Origin of the sequence: Paraburkholderia sp. BCC1884, from assembly GCF_900996225.1 — a bacterium.
Lineage (GTDB): Bacteria > Pseudomonadota > Gammaproteobacteria > Burkholderiales > Burkholderiaceae > Paraburkholderia.
Genome location: NZ_CAAJGL010000068.1, coordinates 823968 through 842143 on the forward strand (window position 1 = coordinate 823968; position 18176 = coordinate 842143).

Consider the following 18176-nt stretch of genomic DNA (forward strand, 5'->3'; position numbering starts at 1 on the left):
GGCATTCTCAAAGCCGCACACGGCACACGGTCCAGGCGCTTGCGTCGCCGGCGTGGCGTGGCGCTGTTCGCGGCGATGAAGGTAAGCTTACGGTCGTCGCTGCTCTTTCAAAATAACGCTATCCCCGGATAGTCGAGGTAACCACTCGTATGGACATCCATATCGCGGTCGAGGGGCATCACGATCTGGCCGGACAGATCTATCGCCAGTTGCGTGCGGGCATCCTCGAAGGCCGTCTCGCGGGCGGCACGCGTTTGCCGTCCACGCGCGATCTCGCCACGCAACTGGGCGTATCGCGCAAGACTACGCTGGACGTGTTCGAGCGTCTGCTTTCAGAGGGTTATCTGAGCGCTCGCGCCGGTTCGGGGACCTTCGTCGCCGACGGCCTGGAGCGGCTACCGGTGGAGCAGTCCGCGCATGCGCGCTCGGTCGAGTCGTCACGCGAGCGCGTCAAGGCGAAGCCCAAAGCCGCCGCGCGCGCTCTGCCGCTGTGGGAGGAGATGCCTGAGAGCCTGCCCTTGCCGCGACCGTCAGTGCCGTCGCCGGAGGACTTCATCGGCGGCGCGACCGACAAGTCGCTGTTTCCCTTCGACGTCTGGCGACGCTGTGTGAACCACGCGCTGCGTTCCCAGGCACGCGGAACCGGCACGTATCGCGACGCCGCCGGCGAGCAGGAGTTGCGTCTCGCGATCTCGCGCTACCTCGCTTTTAACCGCGCCGTGTCGAGCAACTGGGAAGACGTGATCGTCACGCAAGGTGCGCAGCATGCGCTCGATCTGCTCGCGCGCATTACGCTGCGCCCAGGTGAAATCGCCGCGATCGAAGACCCCGGCTATCCGCCGGCGCATGCGTGCTTTACGGCGACCGGCGCGACAGTGGTGCCCGTGCCGGTCGACGAAGAAGGCCTGATCGTGAGCCAGTTGCCGGACAAGGCGCGGCTTGTCTACGTCACGCCTTCACACCAGTTTCCGCTCGGTATGCCGATGAGTCTGGAGCGCCGCGTCGAACTGCTCGAATGGGCGCAGAAACGCGGCGCAGTGATCATCGAGGACGACTACGACTGCGAGTACCGCTTCGAAGGGCGTCCCATGGAGCCGCTAAAAAGCCTGGATCGCGCCGGGCTCGTTGCCTATGTCGGCACGTTTTCGAAAACGATTTTTCCGGAATTGCGAGTGGGTTACGTGGTGCCGCCAGCCTCGCTGTTCGGACCGCTTTTCAAGGCGCGGCAGATTGCCGACTGGCACGGCTGCACGCTCACGCAAACCGCGCTCGCTTCCTTCATGCTCAACGGCGATTTCGCCAAACATCTGCGGCGCATGCACAAGATCTACGCGACGCGTCGCGCGATGCTGCTGCAGCATCTGCAAGGCGACCTCGCGCCCTGGTTGGATCCTGTCGTGCCGGTGGCGGGCATCCATATGACAGCGCGTCTGAAGGTGCCGTTGACGGAGCAGGCGGTGGTAAGCGCGGCGCATGAAGCCGCAATCGGACTCTATGGGATCGCGCCGTTCTATCAGCGCGTGAAGCCGCAACCCGGTCTGATGTTCGGCTACGGCAGCATCGCGGTCGAGCATATCGACCGTGCGATGACGAAGCTCGCCGACATTTTGCCGCGTCTCGTACGCTGATCGACGCGCCCGTCAGGTGAAGAAAGTGCCTTGAATCATGCGGCGAAATGACTTGTAACCTGCGTTACGTGTTCGTCTTGCGGACCCCTTCGACACACGTTTACCCTTTAAAACAAGCATCAAAATGTGTTGCGCAGTCTGCGGCGCGCAACAAACCCTGGCTGTTATACACAAAAGATTCGCGCAAATCGCATTGGCGCTTGTAGAATCCGGCGTTGAAGCGTGTACATACCGTGTGCGCTTCGTGCAATTCACTGACCACAACAGGTAGGAGAAACATGCCGACTTCCGCAAAAAAGGTGGCCAAGAAGGCTGCTGCCCCGGTACCGACCAAGAAGGTTGCTGCAAAGAAAGTTCCTGCGAAGAAGGCCGTCGCAGCTAAGAAGGTCGCCGTGAAGGCTTCCAGCGCTCCGTCGCCGATCAAGGACACCTTCACGAAGGCCTCGCTGGCTGCACACGTCGCTGAACGCGCTGCTGTGGAACCGAAGACTGCCAAGGCTGTTCTGGCCGCGCTCGAAGACACGATCCTCGGCGCCGTGCACAAGAAGGGCGCTGGTGAATTCACGCTGTCGGGTCTTCTGAAGATCGTCGTGCAAGCTGTGCCGGCGAAGAAGAAGCGCTTCGGCAAAGACCCGTTCTCGGGCGAAGAGCGTTGGTTCCCGGCCAAGCCGGCTAGCGTGCGTATCAAGGCACGTCCGCTGAAGAAGCTGAAAGACGCTGCTGCAGGCTGATCGATCGGGCTTCTTGCGTCGCCTCGGTATTTGACCGTTGTCGACGCCTGAGCGGATCTGCAACGCGCGTTATCTGAATCCCCGTGGGTGTGAATCCACGGGGATTTTTTATGCGCGTTCGCTGCGGCGCCCAATCTGGACCGAGACGCACCGCGCTGTTGCGGATGCACCGTACTAGCGCATCATGGGCCGCCGCAGTACGATGGCACCGAAGCCATGCCGGCCGGGATGCGCTGTTAGCGTGCATGTCTTGCGATTCGCACGCAAAAAGCTCAATGGCATAGCGCTTGCTTGATCGATTGTCGAACACCGAATGCGCAGCGCATTCGCCTTCTATCCGACAACAAGAGCGGGGCGTGACATGCGATGCTATGACGAGATGCGTCATCATGACGATGCCGTGCGACCACACTACGCGCGCTTTGAGCGGTGGCTGGTGAAGCAGGGCAACGAGGCGATCGCACGCAAGCGTGCGGAAGCCGACCTGCTGTTTCGCCGGGTCGGCATTACCTTCGCGGTGAATGGCGACCTGTCGGGTACCGAGCGGCTAATTCCGTTCGACCTGATTCCGCGCATCATTCCACGCAGCGAATGGCAGACCCTCGAAGCCGGCTTGCGGCAGCGGGTGCAGGCGCTCAACCTGTTCATCCACGACGTCTATCACGATCGCAATATCGTGCGCGCCGGCATCGTGCCGGCCGAGCAGGTCTATACCAATGCGCAGTACCGGCCGGAAATGCAGGGCGTGAATGTGCCGCTCGGTGTTTACGCGCATATCGGTGGAGTCGACGTGGTACGCGCGGGCGACGAGGGCGAGTTCTACGTGCTCGAAGACAATCTGCGGGTGCCGTCGGGCGTCTCCTACATGCTCGAAAACCGCAAGATGATGATGCGGCTGTTCCCCGAACTGTTCGTGCAGAACCGTATCGCGCCGGTCGCGCATTATCCCGATCTGTTGCTCGATACGTTGCGCTCGGTAGCGCCGGAAGGCGTCGACGATCCGGTAGTCGTGGTGCTCACGCCGGGCATGTACAACTCGGCGTACTTCGAGCACACGTTTCTCGCGCAGCAAATGGGCGTGGAACTGGTGGAAGGCAAAGATCTCTTCGTCGACGACAACTACGTGTTCATGCGCACTACGCAAGGACCGAAGCGCGTGGACGTAATCTACCGCCGCGTCGACGACGACTTTCTCGATCCGCTCGCGTTCCGCAACGATTCGGCGCTGGGCGTGCCGGGTTTGCTGACCTCGTATCGTGCCGGCCGCGTGGCGCTCGCCAACGCCATGGGCACCGGTATTGCCGACGACAAATCGATCTACCCGTACGTGCCGGAAATGATCGAGTTTTATCTCGGCGAAAAGCCGATTCTCAACAACGTCCCCACTTTCCAGTGCCGCAAGCCTGACGATCTCGCCTACACGCTCGCGCATCTGTCGGAGCTCGTCGTCAAGGAAGTGCACGGGGCGGGCGGCTACGGAATGCTGGTGGGCCCGGCCTCGACGAAGGCGGAAATCGAGTCGTTCCGCGAGCGGCTGATCGCACGGCCGGCGGGTTATATCGCGCAGCCCACGCTCGCGTTGTCCGCCTGTCCGACGTTCGTCGAGGCGGGCATCGCGCCGCGTCACATCGACTTGCGTCCGTTCGTGCTGTCCGGCAAGACCGTCACGATGGTCGCCGGCGGCCTGACGCGGGTGGCCTTGCAGGAGGGCTCGCTGGTCGTCAATTCGTCGCAGGGAGGCGGGACCAAAGATACGTGGATGGTCGACTGACGCAGTTGCCTGTTCTTACGTTCAGGCAACCGCTCCGCCACCCAGCGCACCGGAGCCGCATGCAGCACGCAGAACGCGCCCGGCGCACAAGGATAACCGGCGCGAGCTTTCGTCTTCGATATCGATTTCGACGAAAGTCTCGCGTCATCAGATACGGAATGCCGTCATGCTAAGCCGCACCGCCGATCACCTCTTCTGGATGGCCCGCTACATGGAGCGCGCGGAGAATACTGCCCGCATGCTCGATATCAATCTGAAGGCGCTGCTATTGCCGCAGACGCCCGAGCAGGAAGCGCGCGCGCAACGCTCGGTGCTGCGCATCTCCGAACTCGAAACCGCGTTCGCGCAGCGCTACGACGAACCGACTCGCGAACACGTGCTCGACTTCATGGTGGCCGATTCGACCAATCCGTCGAGCATCCATTCGTGTTTGCAGGCGGCGCGCGAAAATGCCCGCGCCGTGCGCGGCACCCTGACCACCGAATGGTGGGAAACCATCAACGACACGTGGCTTGTCTTCAATGAGCGGACCGCGGCGGGGCAACTCACCGCGAATCCGGATGAACTGTTCGAATGGGTCAAGTTTCGCTCGCATCTGTCGCGCGGCGTGACGATCGGAACTGCGCTGCAGGACGACGCGTTCTTCTTCACGCAACTCGGCACCTTTCTGGAACGGGCGGATAACACCGCGCGGATTCTCGACGTGCGTTTCGCGGATGTCGAACCCAACTCACGCGATGCCGCCCGCCAGCTCGAAGATTTCTATTACTGGACTTCGATTCTGAGTTCGGTGTCGGCGCTGGAAATCTATCGCAAGGTGTATCGCGATGTCGTCACACCGGCGCGCGTGGTCGAGCTGATGATCCTGAATCAGCAGATGCCGCGCTCTTTGCTGGCGTCGCTGGAAGGCGTCTGCGCGAACCTTGCGATGTTGCGCACCTCGGGCTCGAACCAGTGCGAACGTTTTGCCGGCAAGTTGCGCGCCGAACTCGTGTACTCCGACATCCGGCAGATTTTCGAAGCCGGCCTGCACGCCTATCTGACGCAGTTCCTTGCTCGCGTGTTCGAGCTCGGCAATCTGGTTGCGCGTACCTATCTGATGCTGCCAGTCGCCTGACGGAGTTTTTTTATGTACCTGACGATCCGCCACGACACGTCCTATCGCTACGAAGCGACGGTCCATTATTCGATCCAGCAATTGCGTCTGACGCCGGCAAGCGGCGCTTCGCAGGTGGTGCGGCGCTGGAGTATCGACGCGCCGGGCAAGCTCGACTCGACCTTCGACGCCTACGGCAACGCGCTGCACACGCTGGTCATCAACAAACCGCATGGCGAGATTCGTGTGCATGTGTCCGGCGAGGTGGAGACGATTCCGCTGGTCGACGGCTTTTTGCCCGACGGCGTCGGTCCGATTCCGCTCGAGCACTTCACCTGTTCGACGCGGTTGACCGAGGCCGATGCGGCGATCCGCGAACTGGCGGCAACGGTGCCGACGCTGACGAGTTCGGCGAATCTGCTGGAACTGTCCGAGCAGATCGTGCAGCGTGTGAAGTACAACCCCGGCATCACCGAAGTCACCAGCACGGCTGCGCAAGCGCTCGAGCTCGGTAACGGCGTGTGTCAGGATCATGCGCACCTGATGCTCGCGTGCTGTCGCGTGCGCGGCATTCCGGCGCGCTACGTGAGCGGCTATATCGAACCCGGCGACGTCCCGCACGGTGCGAGCCACGCCTGGGTGGATGTCTGGCTCGAAGGCAAGGGCTGGATTTCCGTCGACGTCACGCACGCCGCGTTTGCCAGCGAGATCTATTGTCGCCTCGCCGTTGCGCGTGACTACGAGGCGGCTGCGCCGGTACGTGGCAGGCGTATAGGCGGTCTGGAGGAGCAGTTGAAGGTGTCCGTGACGGTGAGCGCGCAGCAGTCGCAATAAGCGGCGCGAGAGGTGCTGTGAGCGAGTGTCACCGCTCATAAGGATTCAGTTTGCCTGCGCGTGGGCCGATATACGGAATAGAGGCGCATGCGCGCCGCATTACAATAGCGCCGTTCAGCTGGTTTTTTGCGGGTACTTTTTCTTATGACTTACTGTGTCGCGATGGCCGTCGACGACGGTCTCGTGTTCCTCTCGGACACGCGCACCAATGCGGGTGTCGATCACATCAGCACTGCACGCAAGATGTCGGTGTTCGAGCAGCCCGGCGAGCGCATGCTCGTGCTGCTCGGCGCCGGCAATCTGTCGCTCACCCAGGCGGTGCTGCACGAGCTCTCCGAGCCTACCGATCCCTCTTTGCCCACGCTCTGGAACGCGCCGACCATGGCGGACGCGGCGCGCGTGATCGGCCGCGCGGTGCGCAGCGTGCACCAGCGCGAGGCGGAGGCGTTGCAGGAATTCGGCGTCGACTTCAATTGCAGCTTTATTCTCGGCGGGCAGATCGCGGGTAACCGGCCGCGTCTGTTCATGATTTACGCGGCGGGCAATTTCATCGAGGCGTCCGCGGTAAATCCGTATTTTCAGATCGGCGAGGCCAAATACGGCAAGCCGATCATCGATCGCGTGTTGACGCCGTCCACGCCGCTCGACGAAGCCGCCAAGTGTGCGCTGATTTCGATGGATTCCACCTTGCGTTCGAACCTGTCGGTTGGGCTGCCGCTCGATCTGCTGGTCTATCAGAAGGACGCTTTGCACGTCACGCGATTCGTCTCGATCGATCACGACAACGCGTACTTCGAAATGATCCATCGCACGTGGGGTGAGCGACTGCGTCAGGTGTTCGGCGAGATTCCCGATCCGGACTGGCAGGATTCGCCGAATGTGCCGCTGCTGCAGCGCGAGCGGGCGCTGGTGCTGCATCGCGCGCCGGTGGGCGCGGACGGCATCGAGCACGAACTCGCTGCGAAGCCGGCACAGACGCTGGCGCAGGCGGAGAAGGGCAAGAGTCAGCGAAGGTAGGCGTGCGCGCGGCCAGCCGATGAGGAAGGCCGTGAGAGCACGGTTGTCTGGTCAGACGCCGCGCACTGGGTGGTGCACACGGTAACGAGGTCGTCACGAGCCTGATTTGGGCTGGCTGACGGCCTTTTTCTTTTGTACGCAATGCGACACGCCACGACGCTACGCGTCGAAAGCACGAAAAAAAACCAGCCACCGGCTGACGCCCGTGGCTGGTTTTAAACTGCGTGTTGCTTCAGCAGTCCGTCAAGTTCGATTAGAACTTGTGGCGGATGCCTAGGCTGACCAGTTCTTGCGAGCTGGAAGCCGAGTCGTAGCTGTACGAACCGATTGCTGCGCCAGCGTCGACGAGCACGCCGTTGATACGCTGTTGGCCGCTTGCGTGCTGATACGCGCCGACCAGGTAGATGTCCGTGCGCTTCGACAGGTTGTAGTCGCCGCCCAAGGAAACCTGGTGATACGTTGCGCCCGAATCGCCGCTAGACTTCGTGTAGATGTAGCCCACGCCAACCAGCATTGCCGGCGTTGCCTGGTAACCCAGGTATGCGCCACCAATGTTGTACTTCTCGGTCGAACCGAAGCCCGAGAATGCATCCGGCTTGTACTGTGCGTTGCTGTAACGCAGGTTGGCCGTGAACGGGCCTGCCACGTATTGCACAGCGACCGAAGCGATGCCGATCGACTTGGCAGCAGCGTAAGCGCCGTTGACCTGGTTGTCGAACGTGCCGTCCGACGTGCTGCCGTTCCAGCCCGGCGTTGCCGGCGTGCCACCGAGGCGGCTAGCCAGCGTATTGCCGTTGTCTGCGCGGAAGTAGCCTGCAGCGATGCTGAACGGGCCCGTGCCGTACGTTGCAGCGCCCGACCACGTTTGACCCGAACCCGTCTGACCTGCTACGCCACCCAATGCGTAGAAGCCTTCGAACTGGAAGCCGCCCCACACCGGCGAGGTGTACTTGACGGCGTTGTTCGTGCGCGAGGAGTTGTCGTTGTTGTCGACGTCGCCCGGCGTGGTGAAGGTCGAACCGAAGTAGTTGTCAGCCGTCAGCGGCTGAACCAGGTCAACCAGCGGATCGTACTGACGACCCAACGTGACCGTACCCCACTGATCGCCCGTCAGGCCGACGTAGGCTTGACGACCGAACATCTTGCCGCCTTGACCCAGCTTGCCGCTGTTCACGTCAAAACCGTTTTCCAACTGGAAGATTGCCTTCAGGCCACCGCCGAGGTCTTCCGTGCCCTTCAAGCCGAAACGATCGCCCTGAAGGTTGCCGGCGTACATTGCGACCAGATTCTTGTTCTGGCCGGCGCTGTTCACCGTGTTGTGAGCGTACTGGATCGATTCATCGATCAAACCGTACAGGGTAACGCTGCTTTGAGCATGTGCCACGCCAGTGACGCCGAGGAGCGCCAGCGAGAGGGTAGACAGTGCGATTCGTTTCATCCATTTCTCCACGCAGATGATTAGTTTCGTTGTTGCGGGAAGGAGAATAGCTCAGGCCTCTAATCGACACGACCTGGAAAAAAAAGACTGTCGTCAAAAACTGACAAAACACGCAACGCCTTGTATTTAAAGCGCGTTAACGATTGTTTCTATTTCCGCAATATTAATTCGTTGACTGCGCATTATTGTTGTTTTGTTGACAGTGACTGCTTCGGTACCTGCGTTTTCGCCACTTGTTTGTGGGTTGTTTGTAATCAAGTCGTCTAATCGCCGGGATGCGGTGCAGCAACCACGTAAAAAAGGGGTGCCGCTTCGGTTGACTTGCGCGCTGGACAGAAGTCCGGGCTTGTGTCCAGGCGCAACTCATCAGGCGCTTTCGGCGCAACCATGTGGGTTGCACCAAGGCCAGCCAACGCGTGCGAGTCAGGTGTCGCTGCCGTCGGAATGCCGGCGGGCGACCGCCGCGGCGGCCAGTCCAGCGGCTGCCGCGAACAGGACGGACGTCCACGGATGGCGCCTGACGTAGCGGTCGGCCGCCACGGCCTGGCGGCTTGCGCTGACGAGCGTAACGGCGGCGATGCGGGTCGCCTGTGCTTCGGCCAACACGACGGTGCGGCCAACCTGAAGCGCAGCGGCGCGTGCTGTCGCGCGCCTGCGAGGTTGCACCCGAAAAGCAGCGGCGGGCGATGCCGCGGAGGATCGTCCGTTTGCCGCCGCCGCCGCCGCCGTCGACGCTCGCCTTGCGGTGGCCGCATCGACCCCGAGCGTGGCTGCTTCCGCGCGCGACGCCGCATCGCCGGATACCGTCGATGCCGCCAGCACCGAGGCCAGCTTGGCGCGACTGCCGGGCGGCACGTTATCCTGCATGCCCCACTCGCCGCGCGGATCGTGCATGCGTCCGCGCGCCGCCGAGAATTCCGCGCCGAGCAGCAACACGGCGGCCGAGAAGTACAGCCACATCAGCAGCACCGCGAGCGAGCCCGCCGCGCCGAACGAACTGGCCATGCCGGCGTGCGCTATATATAAGGCAAACAGTTTCTTGCCTGCCGAGAACAGCACGGCGGCGACGATGCCGCCGACAATCGCGTCGCGCCAGCGCACCTTGTCGTCCGGCAGAAACTTGAGCAGGCCGGCAAACGCGAACGCCAGCACCAGCAATCCCACGCCCAGCTGCAGCAGATTGCCGATCACCACGTACGGCGAGTCGCCCCACAGCCACTTGCCGATAAACGTGATCACCGTATCGAGCACCAGCGAAACGATCAGCAGAAAGGCCACGCCCAGCACCAGTCCGAACGAGATCAGCCGCACGCGCACCATCGCCACCACGCTCGACGAACGCGGTCCGGTATAGGGCCACACTATATTGAGTGCGCTATTGAGCGACGAGAAAGTAGCCGACGCACCGATCGCCAGCATCGAGAACGAAATGATCGCCGCGATACCGCCGGCGCTGCCGCTGTGATGCGCATTCTCGACGATGGTCTGCACGCCCGCGGCAGCCTGGTCGCCGAGCAGGCCGTGAATGTGATTGAAGAGTTCGCCGCGCGCCGCTTCGGCGCCGAAGAACCAGCCGGCGACCGCGATCACCATGACGAGCGTCGGCGCGAGCGAGAAAGCCGCGTAGAAGGCGATGCTGGCGGCCATCGCCGCGCAGCGGTCTTCGGCGAACTGTTTGAACGCGCCGATGGCCCAGTTGGCCTGGCTGCGGGCGACGTGCTGGAGGTTGTCGGCGGAAAGCGTATTGATGTCCATGATCGTATTTCTCAATGGAATACTGGCGTCGCGTATGGCGTGTGCGAGCCATTTTGGGTGGCCGCGCCGAAGTCTTTGCACCCCTGCCTTTCGCAAAGCCTGTGCCTGTCACTATAACAAGCGTGTTGCGCGCGCGCCGGGCGTGCGCAGTCGGCGCAGCGCACCGTTAGAATGCCGGAGGACTTTCATAGAGCTATTCACCATGCACTCGCACGAACTCCCGCCGCAACTGGACATCATTCCGACTGAACAATGGGGCGCGCATTTACCTGCGCACGTCGTCGAGCAACTGCCGCGCGAAGGCGTGACGGTGTTCGCCGTGACCGACGACGCCTCCGACACCGCCGAATTCAGCGCGCGTTATGGCTTCGGCCTGGAAGATTGCGCCAACACGATCGTGATCCGCTACAGGAAAGACGGCGCCGAACATTACGCCGCGCTGGTTTCGTTGGGCTCGCTGCGGCTCGACATCAACGGCGCGGTGAAGGCGGCGCTCGGTGCGCAACGGCTCTCGTTCGCGAAGCGGGAAGCGGCGGTGGAGCACAGCGGCATGGAGTTCGGCGGCATCACGGCGTTCGGCTTGCCCGACGACTGGCGCATCCTCGTCGATGCCGCCGTGATGGAGCGCGCCCAGGTCGTCGTGGGCGCGGGCATTCGCGCGGCCAAGCTGCTGCTCTCGCCCGATGTCCTGAAGCAGTGGCCGCGTGTCGAAGTCGCGCCGTTGACGCTGTCCTGAGCGAGGCCTCGGCGCGCTCCGAGTCGGCCTGCCAGCCCTGAAGTTTTTCTCCGTTCCGCCGTTAATCCCTGAATAGACGTGAACCGCTGCGGCGCTCGCCCGCGCGGCACCTCGATCACAAATACAAAGGGATTCGGAGATGGAACGGTTTCGCCTGAAGGTGCGGCTTTGGCTGGCACTCGCGGTCATGTGCATGGGAATCCTGGCGATCGGTCTGTGGGGCGCGTTCAAAACGCGCGACACAATGATCGCCGACCGCCAAGCCGAACTGAAGAGCGTGGTCGGTGTCGCGTATAGCGTGCTGGATCGCTACAACGGCCTCGTCGCATCCGGCGCCATGCCGCTCGCCGACGCGCAGCGCACGGCGATGTCCGATCTGCGCGCCATGCGCTACGACGGCGCGGGTGGCTACCTCGTGCTCGAAGACGCGCACGCTCGCGTGCTCATGCACGGCGTGCGCGCCGATCTCGAAGGCAAGGACATGAGCGGCTTTACCGATCCACAAGGACGCCACGTGTTCAAGGACGGCTCGGACCTCGCCGAGCGCGACGGCGAAGGCTTCATCCATCTGCAGTTTCTGAAACCGGGTACCAACGAGATGGCGCCGAAGATCAACTTCGTGCGCCTCTACAAACCGTGGGACTGGACCATCGTCACCGGCGTATTTACCGACGACATCGACGCCGCTTTTTACACGACGCTCGTGCAATACGTCGGCGCAGCGCTGATTCTGTGTTTGCTGGTGTCGGTCGTGATCGGGGTGATTCTGCGCAGCATTCTGCGGCAACTCGGTGGCGAACCGGCGTACGCGGCACAAATCGCATCGTGTATCGCAGATGGCGATCTCGACGTGGTCGTCGATACGAAGCCCGGCGACGAGACCAGCCTGCTCGCCGCGATGCAGCGTATGCAGCACCGGCTCGCGCAAGCGATCACGCAGATCCGCAGCGGCGCGACCCTGATTTCAACCGTTTCCAACGAGATCGCCGCCGGCAATGCCGACCTGTCGCGTCGCACCGAGCAGCAGGCCACGGCACTCGGCGAAACCGCCTCCAGCATGGAACAGATCACCGCGACGGTGAAACAGAACGCCGATAACGCCAGACAGGCGAGCCAACTGGCTCACAACGCCTCGGAAACGGCGGCGCGCGGCGGCCAGGTGGTGGGTCAGGTGGTCGACACGATGCGCGGGATTTCGCAGTCGTCGCACAGGATTGGCGACATCATCGGCGTGATCGAAGGGATTGCGTTTCAGACCAACATCCTGGCGCTGAACGCGGCGGTCGAGGCGGCGCGTGCCGGCGAAGAAGGGCGCGGTTTTGCGGTGGTGGCGGGCGAAGTGCGCACCCTCGCGCAGCGCAGCGCGGCGGCCGCCAAGGAGATCAAGGCGCTGATCGAAGAGTCGGCCGCGCAGATCGAAGGCGGCTCGCAGTATGTGGGCCGCGCTGGCGAAACCATGCAGGAAGTGGTGCAGGCCGTGCGTCGCGTGACCGACATCATGGGCGAGATCAGCGCGGCTTCGGTGGAGCAGAGTTCGGGGATCGAGCAGGTCAACATCGCCGTGGCGAGCATGGATCAGACGACCCAGCAGAACGCCGCGCTGGTGGAGGAGGCGAGTGCGTCGGCGGAAGTGCTGAAGGCGCAGACGGGGCAACTGAGCGCTGCGATCGCCGTGTTCACACTGCCGGCCGGACGGTAATCCGGATGGTGAGTCGAGCGCTTCAGGACTTGACGAAATAACCCTCGAGAATATCTACCACGCGCCACAGCGAGCAGGGACGCCGGCAATGACCATCGAAGCCGGCGTCTTTCAGCGGGCCGATCGGATCGGCCGGCCAGATATTGCTCATGGCCAGCATCAGCATGTCGACGTTCGAGGGTTCGGCGCGCACGGTGCGCACGAATGCGTAGTCCGCAATGGAGTCGAGCCGCGTGTCGAGCAACAGCGCATGCGGCCGCCACCACGTCAGAAACGATCTCAGCCGGACCAGATCGGCGGCGTGGATCGCTTCATAGCCCTTCAGTGACAGCAAAAGCACGAGCGATTCACCGATCGCCCGGTCGCGATGTCCGATCAGGATGCGTCGCGTTTGCGTCGCGTCCGCTTTGCTGCGTTGCTTCCAGATCGCAAACTCAGTTTCATCGTCAAGCGATACGCGTCTTGTCACGGTGGCCTCCGTAATATTGCGCGCGAGCAATTCAATGCAAGGAACTCGGTTCTATTTTAGGCAAATTCTACCTGCATTCCGCCAGAGCCAGGCGGTGTCCGTATGTTTTACCCGGCCGACATGCCTGCGCGCAGCAGCAGGTGACGATTGCGCTCCGACAGATTCTTCATACGTAGCTGCTTGCCGGCTTTGCGATAGCGTTCGATCAACCCTTGCAAGGCGGCTAGCGCGGAATGATCGGCGAGCAGCAGGTGAGCGCAATCGAGCGTGACCTGGCTGGGATCCTTCGCCGGGTCGAACAACTCATGAAAACGCGCGGTCGACGCGAAAAACAGCGTGCCGCGCGTCACGTAGATTTTGTCCTCGGGATGATCTTCCACGTGCACGTGAATTTCGCGCGCATGCTGCCAGGCGAAGTTGAGCGCGGCGATCACGATGCCGCATAACACGGCGATCGCCAGATCGGAGAACACCGTGATGATGGTGACCGCTACGATCACCAGCGCGTCGTTGCGCGGCACCTTGCCGAGCACGCGCAGCGAACCCCACGCGAAGGTCTGCTGTGCCACCACGAACATCACTCCCACTAGCGCCGCCAGCGGAATGCGTTCGATCAGCGGCGACAGGAACAGGATGTACATTAGGATCATTACGCCGCTGACGACGCCAGAAAGACGCGAGCGTCCGCCCGAATTCAGATTGATCATGGTCTGGCCGATCATCGCGCAGCCGCCCATGCCGCCGAACAGACCCGAAGCGATATTCGCCGCGCCCAGGGCCACGCATTCGCGATTCGGCTGGCCGCGCGTCCCGGTGATTTCGTCGGTCAGATTGAAGGTGAGCAGCGTTTCCAGCAAACCGACGATCGCGATCAGCACCGCGTAAGGCAGCACGATGCGCAGCGTGGTCAGATCGAAGGGGACGTCGGGCAGATGCAGGCTCGGCAGGCCGCCGGCAATGTGCGCCATATCGCCGAGCGTGCGGGTAGGCAAGTGCAGCAACTGGGTGACGATGCCCACGCCGATGATCGCGATCAGCGCGGGCGGCGCGGCGCGAGTCAGACGCGGCAGCAGATAGACAATCGCCATGGTGAGCGCGACGAGTCCGCACATCATGGCCAGCGCGCTACCGTGCAGCCATTGTTCGCCTTGCGGCGTGCTCTGCCGGAAATGCGCGAGTTGCGCCATGGCGATCACGATCGCGAGGCCGTTGACGAATCCCAGCATGACCGGATGCGGGACCATGCGGATCAGTTTGCCGAGCCGTAGCACGCCGAACAGCACCATCAGGATGCCGCTGAGTACCACGGTGACGAGCAGATATTGCGCACCGTGCTGCGCGACCAGCGCGACGATCACGACCGCCATCGAACCGGCCGCGCCGGAAATCATCCCCGGCCGGCCGCCGAACAGGGCGGTGATGGTGCAGATGAAGAAGGCACCGTACAGGCCCATCAACGGATTGAGGTGGGCAACGAGGGCAAAGGCGATGCACTCCGGCACGAGCGCGAACGACGAAGTCAGGCCTGCAAGGACATTGCTTCTGATGCCGGCGAGCTCGGTGAGCCGGCCGTGAGTGGGACTAGCGGTGTTCATTTTTCAACGAGGGAGAGAGAGGGGCGACGTCTTGCGTGATGGCGCGTAGGGCTACGCACGGCAAGGGTGTCGGGCCCGAGGCGGAGCAGCGGTTGCCGCGCTTACCGTTGAGCAAGCTTGCAAAAGGCCTGAATTTTACAGTAGTTCGAAGGTTCGGGCCGGGCGGCCGAACCGTGGTGTCGAACCGCCATGCAGCCCGGCGGCTGCATGGCAGGAAGCGCGCGCGCCTAGATCATCAGACGGGAAACCTTGGTGCCTTCGAGCGAGACGCCCGCCATCAGGCCGCCATTCGTGAGTACGAAGGCTTCGACCGGGCTCGTAGCGGTCGATGTATCCACCGCGCCGTTCGCGCCGACCTTGAGGACGGCGACCGTTGCGTCCGCACCTGCTGCCCAACCTTGGCTGCCGAGAAATTTGTCGAGTGCGTCCTGCGTCATGAACAGGAACACGAGCGCTTTCGACTGGGCGCCGATCTGCAAACCGAACGAGCCGGCGACCGTGCTGTAGTAGCCCGTCGTGTGGCCGCCGACGCGCAGCGCGCCTTCGCCGTACTGTCCGCCGACCCAGAACCCCGCCGAGATCACGTTCGGGAACACGAGGATGCCGCGCGCCTTGCCGACCAGTTCGCGCGAACCGCTCACGTTGGCAAAGAGGCGCGACAGCGTGGAGTCGACCCCCGCGTTGATCGTGTCACGCTTGCCGGCATTAGCCGACGGCGATGCGCTCGAGGAAGGCGACGTGGTCGTGCAGCCCGCGAGTCCCAGGCCGGCAGCAGCGAGAGCGGCACTGGTCGTCGTGATGAATTGTCGTCTGCGCATGATTGTTTTTTTCCTTTTCTACGTTATGGAAGTTACGTTTTCTCGTTTTTAGATCGAGCGGTAGTGCCGCGACGAGGGCAAGGCCACGCGTCAATGGCCTATCAGCATATAACGTGCCTGCCCTCGCTGCTCGCTCGTTGTCTACGACTCCATCGCGGGCCGGATGTTCTGATTGTGATGAAAGAGATTGTGCGGATCGTAGTGGCCCTTGACCACGACGAGCCGTTCGTAGTTCGGCCCATAGGCGTCGGCGACACGTCCGGTTTCCTCCTGCGTCATGAAGTTGACGTAGACGCTGCCGAGCGCGAAAGGTGCGGACGCATCGAAAAACGCGCGGGCCCAGGCGATGCAGCGTGCGTCGTCGCTTGCCTCGTCCCAACGGCCGTGGACGTTCATGGCGTACTGCGCGTCGCGGGCTGGATAGGCGGTGGCATCGACGGCGACGCGCTGCGTCTGCGCACCGATCTGGCCAAAGAAAATTTCGCATTGCGGCGAGGGCAGCTCGGCAATCGCATGGATCAGTGTGTCGATCAGGCCGTCCGATATTTCCGCGAGATTGTGCGATTTCCAATAGTTGCGCGCGCCTGGCGTGAGTAGCGGATCGAAGGCCTGTTGCCACATTTCGTAGGGCATCGGCCCCAACTGTTCGCCGACTGGTGTGCCGAAGGCGCGAATCGACGCCACTGTCGCGGGACCGTTTTCGAGCGGGCCGGAGTAGCAGATCGCGAAGACGATCACGGGTTTGCCATGTATATCGGCCGGTAGAAACGGCAACGGGGGCGCAAGTCGCGACACGACCCACACGCTGAGATCGTCCGGCATGCTCGCCGCCGCCGCGCGATATTGAAGGAGCGCCTGTTTCGCCTGAGCGAATGGCAGGACGACGAGCCCACCGTACACCAGCGGTCCAACCGGATGCAGCGCGAACTCGAATCGCGTGACGACACCGAAATTGCCGCCGCCGCCGCGAATCGCCCAGAACAGGTCTTCATGCGAGCCGTCGCTGGCGTGGAGCAATTCACCGTCGGCGGTGACGACGTCCGCTGAAATCAGATTGTCCACCGTCATGCCGTATTTGCGGCTCAGCCAGCCGAAGCCGCCGCCGAGCGTCAGACCTGCGATACCCGTGGTCGAGTTGATGCCGAGCGGAGTCGCGAGCCCGAAGGCCTGAGCTTCGTGGTCAAAATCATGGAGCGTCGCGCCAGGTTCGACATAGGCGCGCCGCGCGGCCGGGTCGATGCGCACCGATTTCATCAGCGAGAGATCGAGCACCAGGCCGTCGTCGCACAGCGCGCTGCCGCCGATGTTGTGGCCGCCGCCGCGAATCGCCAGTGGCAGACCGTTTTCGCGCGCGAACGTCACGCCCTGGCGGACGTCGGCGACACCGGCGCAGCGCACGATCATCGCCGGATGCCGGTCGATCATTGCATTCCAGATGCTGCGTGCGGCGTCGTAATCCGCATCGCCGGGTACGAGGAGTTGGCCCCGGAGGGTGGCTTTCAGTTCGTCGACGGCGCTGCTGGACACATTAACCATGGTTGATCTCCTATGGAGTAGTGGGAACGCTCTCAGTTCGCCAGCGCGATTCGCTTCTCGATTGCGAAGAAGCATTGAAAGTGAATTGAGAGGTTTGTCTGCGACCAGTAAACGGAGCGGCTCCCCGAAGACAAAGCAAGGTATACCCGCATTTTTGCGGCAATTTGCGCGAGAGCCAGCGCAGCGGCCATCGTCGGGCCTGACAAGCGATCGCCGGACAGGCTCACGCGATGGATGGTGGAAATACTTCGGAAAAAGATGGTGCGCAGAAGTGTTGGATGAGCGGCGATGTGGTGGTTGTCTTACGACAGTTTGGCCGGGCGCGCCGATCCCGGTTGTTTCAATCGCCGGTTTGAGCCGTCATGAAATCAGGGGAAACACGGAGCAGCCTGAAAGCCGGGACGAGCGGTGTCTGTGCTGTTGGCCGCATTCACATTTGAACAGTTTATCTCGCGTGTGCGGAGAGGCACTTTCGTAGTGCGATTGCATAGGTTCTGAAGTCGTTGTCCTCGTTAAATGCGATTGTCTTTGTTGAACCTAATCGGGTCGACGTTGTTCGATTCATCTGATGAAGTGAATGGAATGCGGTCGTGGAATATTAGTTGGGACTGCGTATCTAAAGAAATAATGTCCGGTAATTGGGTCACGTCGGTAATTGACGATCTCTGACAGTTCGGTCGCGCAATTAAACAGCAAATAGCCGGCAATCCTGCATTGCGTGGGTTAGCGCACGGTCAACGCACGACGCTCCGCATAACTTCAACGTCCATCAGGCCACGCTGTGTTGCTTTCGCGATTGATTCGAAACACAGCGGGTTGAGTCTCTCTAATCACGTCAAATCGGACCGGGGATTTTCCGCGTGGGAGAGGTTCGACGTCATGTCTATTTGACGTGGCGTCGGGCAATGTCAACTGGGCTTTGACGTTTCATTTTTTGAAGATGACTACAGATTCGCTCTTAAATTGGCCGGTCTTTCAAGATGCATGGTTAGGAGAATGAAATGAAAAAATCAAACGGGGACGCTCGGGTATTGGGTACGCGTCAGGCGGTGT

General features: G+C 62.0%; 14 protein-coding genes. 8 read left to right on the top strand and 6 right to left on the bottom strand.

What is annotated here, in order from left to right:
* The first annotated feature begins 149 nt into the window (after positions 1 to 149).
* From FQ705_RS10625 to FQ705_RS10655, 6 genes are all read left to right on the top strand, one after another.
* The gene (locus FQ705_RS10625; RefSeq protein ID WP_144140542.1) at positions 150 to 1628 is read left to right on the top strand and encodes a PLP-dependent aminotransferase family protein; all 1479 of its coding nucleotides are present in this window, start codon (positions 150 to 152) and stop codon (positions 1626 to 1628) included.
* Positions 1629 to 1906: 278 nt separating this feature from the next.
* The gene (locus FQ705_RS10635) at positions 1907 to 2359 is read left to right on the top strand and encodes an HU family DNA-binding protein (protein WP_007177969.1); all 453 of its coding nucleotides are present in this window, start codon (positions 1907 to 1909) and stop codon (positions 2357 to 2359) included.
* 361 nt (positions 2360 to 2720) lie between these two features.
* Positions 2721 to 4130 carry a circularly permuted type 2 ATP-grasp protein gene (locus FQ705_RS10640; protein ID WP_144140546.1) on the top strand — a complete coding sequence of 470 codons (1410 nt, stop codon included), beginning with the start codon at positions 2721 to 2723 and terminating at the stop codon, positions 4128 to 4130.
* A 166-nt stretch (positions 4131 to 4296) separates the two neighbouring features.
* Positions 4297 to 5247, top strand: a complete 951-nt coding sequence (locus FQ705_RS10645) for an alpha-E domain-containing protein (RefSeq protein WP_144140548.1) — start codon at positions 4297 to 4299, stop codon at positions 5245 to 5247.
* Positions 5248 to 5259: 12 nt separating this feature from the next.
* Positions 5260 to 6060: a transglutaminase domain-containing protein gene (locus FQ705_RS10650; RefSeq protein ID WP_144140550.1), complete on the top strand. Its 801-nt coding sequence runs from the start codon at positions 5260 to 5262 to the stop codon at positions 6058 to 6060.
* A gap of 144 nt (positions 6061 to 6204) precedes the next feature.
* Positions 6205 to 7077, top strand: coding sequence for a proteasome-type protease (locus FQ705_RS10655; RefSeq protein WP_144140552.1), 873 nt, complete (start codon positions 6205 to 6207; stop codon positions 7075 to 7077).
* Positions 7078 to 7330: 253 nt separating this feature from the next.
* Here FQ705_RS10655 and FQ705_RS10660 read toward each other — a convergent pair whose 3' ends face one another.
* Both FQ705_RS10660 and FQ705_RS10665 read right to left on the bottom strand, forming a co-directional pair.
* Positions 7331 to 8515: a porin gene (locus FQ705_RS10660; RefSeq protein ID WP_144140554.1), complete on the bottom strand. Its 1185-nt coding sequence runs from the start codon at positions 8513 to 8515 to the stop codon at positions 7331 to 7333.
* Positions 8516 to 8938: 423 nt separating this feature from the next.
* Positions 8939 to 10270, bottom strand: a complete 1332-nt coding sequence (locus tag FQ705_RS10665) for a YihY/virulence factor BrkB family protein (protein ID WP_144140556.1) — start codon at positions 10268 to 10270, stop codon at positions 8939 to 8941.
* 202 nt (positions 10271 to 10472) lie between these two features.
* Between FQ705_RS10665 and FQ705_RS10670 the strand changes: the two genes are divergently transcribed.
* Both FQ705_RS10670 and FQ705_RS10675 read left to right on the top strand, forming a co-directional pair.
* Positions 10473 to 11006, top strand: coding sequence for a YbaK/EbsC family protein (locus FQ705_RS10670; protein WP_144140558.1), 534 nt, complete (start codon positions 10473 to 10475; stop codon positions 11004 to 11006).
* Positions 11007 to 11145: 139 nt separating this feature from the next.
* Positions 11146 to 12705 (top strand): methyl-accepting chemotaxis protein, encoded by a 1560-nt coding sequence (locus FQ705_RS10675; protein ID WP_144140560.1) that lies wholly within the window; start codon positions 11146 to 11148, stop codon positions 12703 to 12705.
* A 22-nt stretch (positions 12706 to 12727) separates the two neighbouring features.
* On the opposite strand, the gene FQ705_RS10680 is transcribed toward FQ705_RS10675, so the two are convergent.
* The 4 genes from FQ705_RS10680 to FQ705_RS10695 form a co-directional block, all read right to left on the bottom strand.
* Complete coding sequence (locus FQ705_RS10680) at positions 12728 to 13174, bottom strand: histidine kinase (RefSeq protein WP_144140562.1); 447 nt, start codon at positions 13172 to 13174, stop codon at positions 12728 to 12730.
* Positions 13175 to 13281: 107 nt separating this feature from the next.
* On the bottom strand, positions 13282 to 14769 hold the full coding sequence (locus tag FQ705_RS10685; RefSeq protein ID WP_144140564.1) for a SulP family inorganic anion transporter: 1488 nt from the start codon (positions 14767 to 14769) through the stop codon (positions 13282 to 13284).
* Between the two features lie 227 nt (positions 14770 to 14996).
* The gene (locus FQ705_RS10690; RefSeq protein WP_144140566.1) at positions 14997 to 15587 is read right to left on the bottom strand and encodes a YSC84-related protein; all 591 of its coding nucleotides are present in this window, start codon (positions 15585 to 15587) and stop codon (positions 14997 to 14999) included.
* 141 nt (positions 15588 to 15728) lie between these two features.
* The gene (locus FQ705_RS10695) at positions 15729 to 17123 is read right to left on the bottom strand and encodes an FAD-binding oxidoreductase (protein ID WP_144140568.1); all 1395 of its coding nucleotides are present in this window, start codon (positions 17121 to 17123) and stop codon (positions 15729 to 15731) included.
* Between the last annotated feature and the right edge of the window lie 1053 nt (positions 17124 to 18176).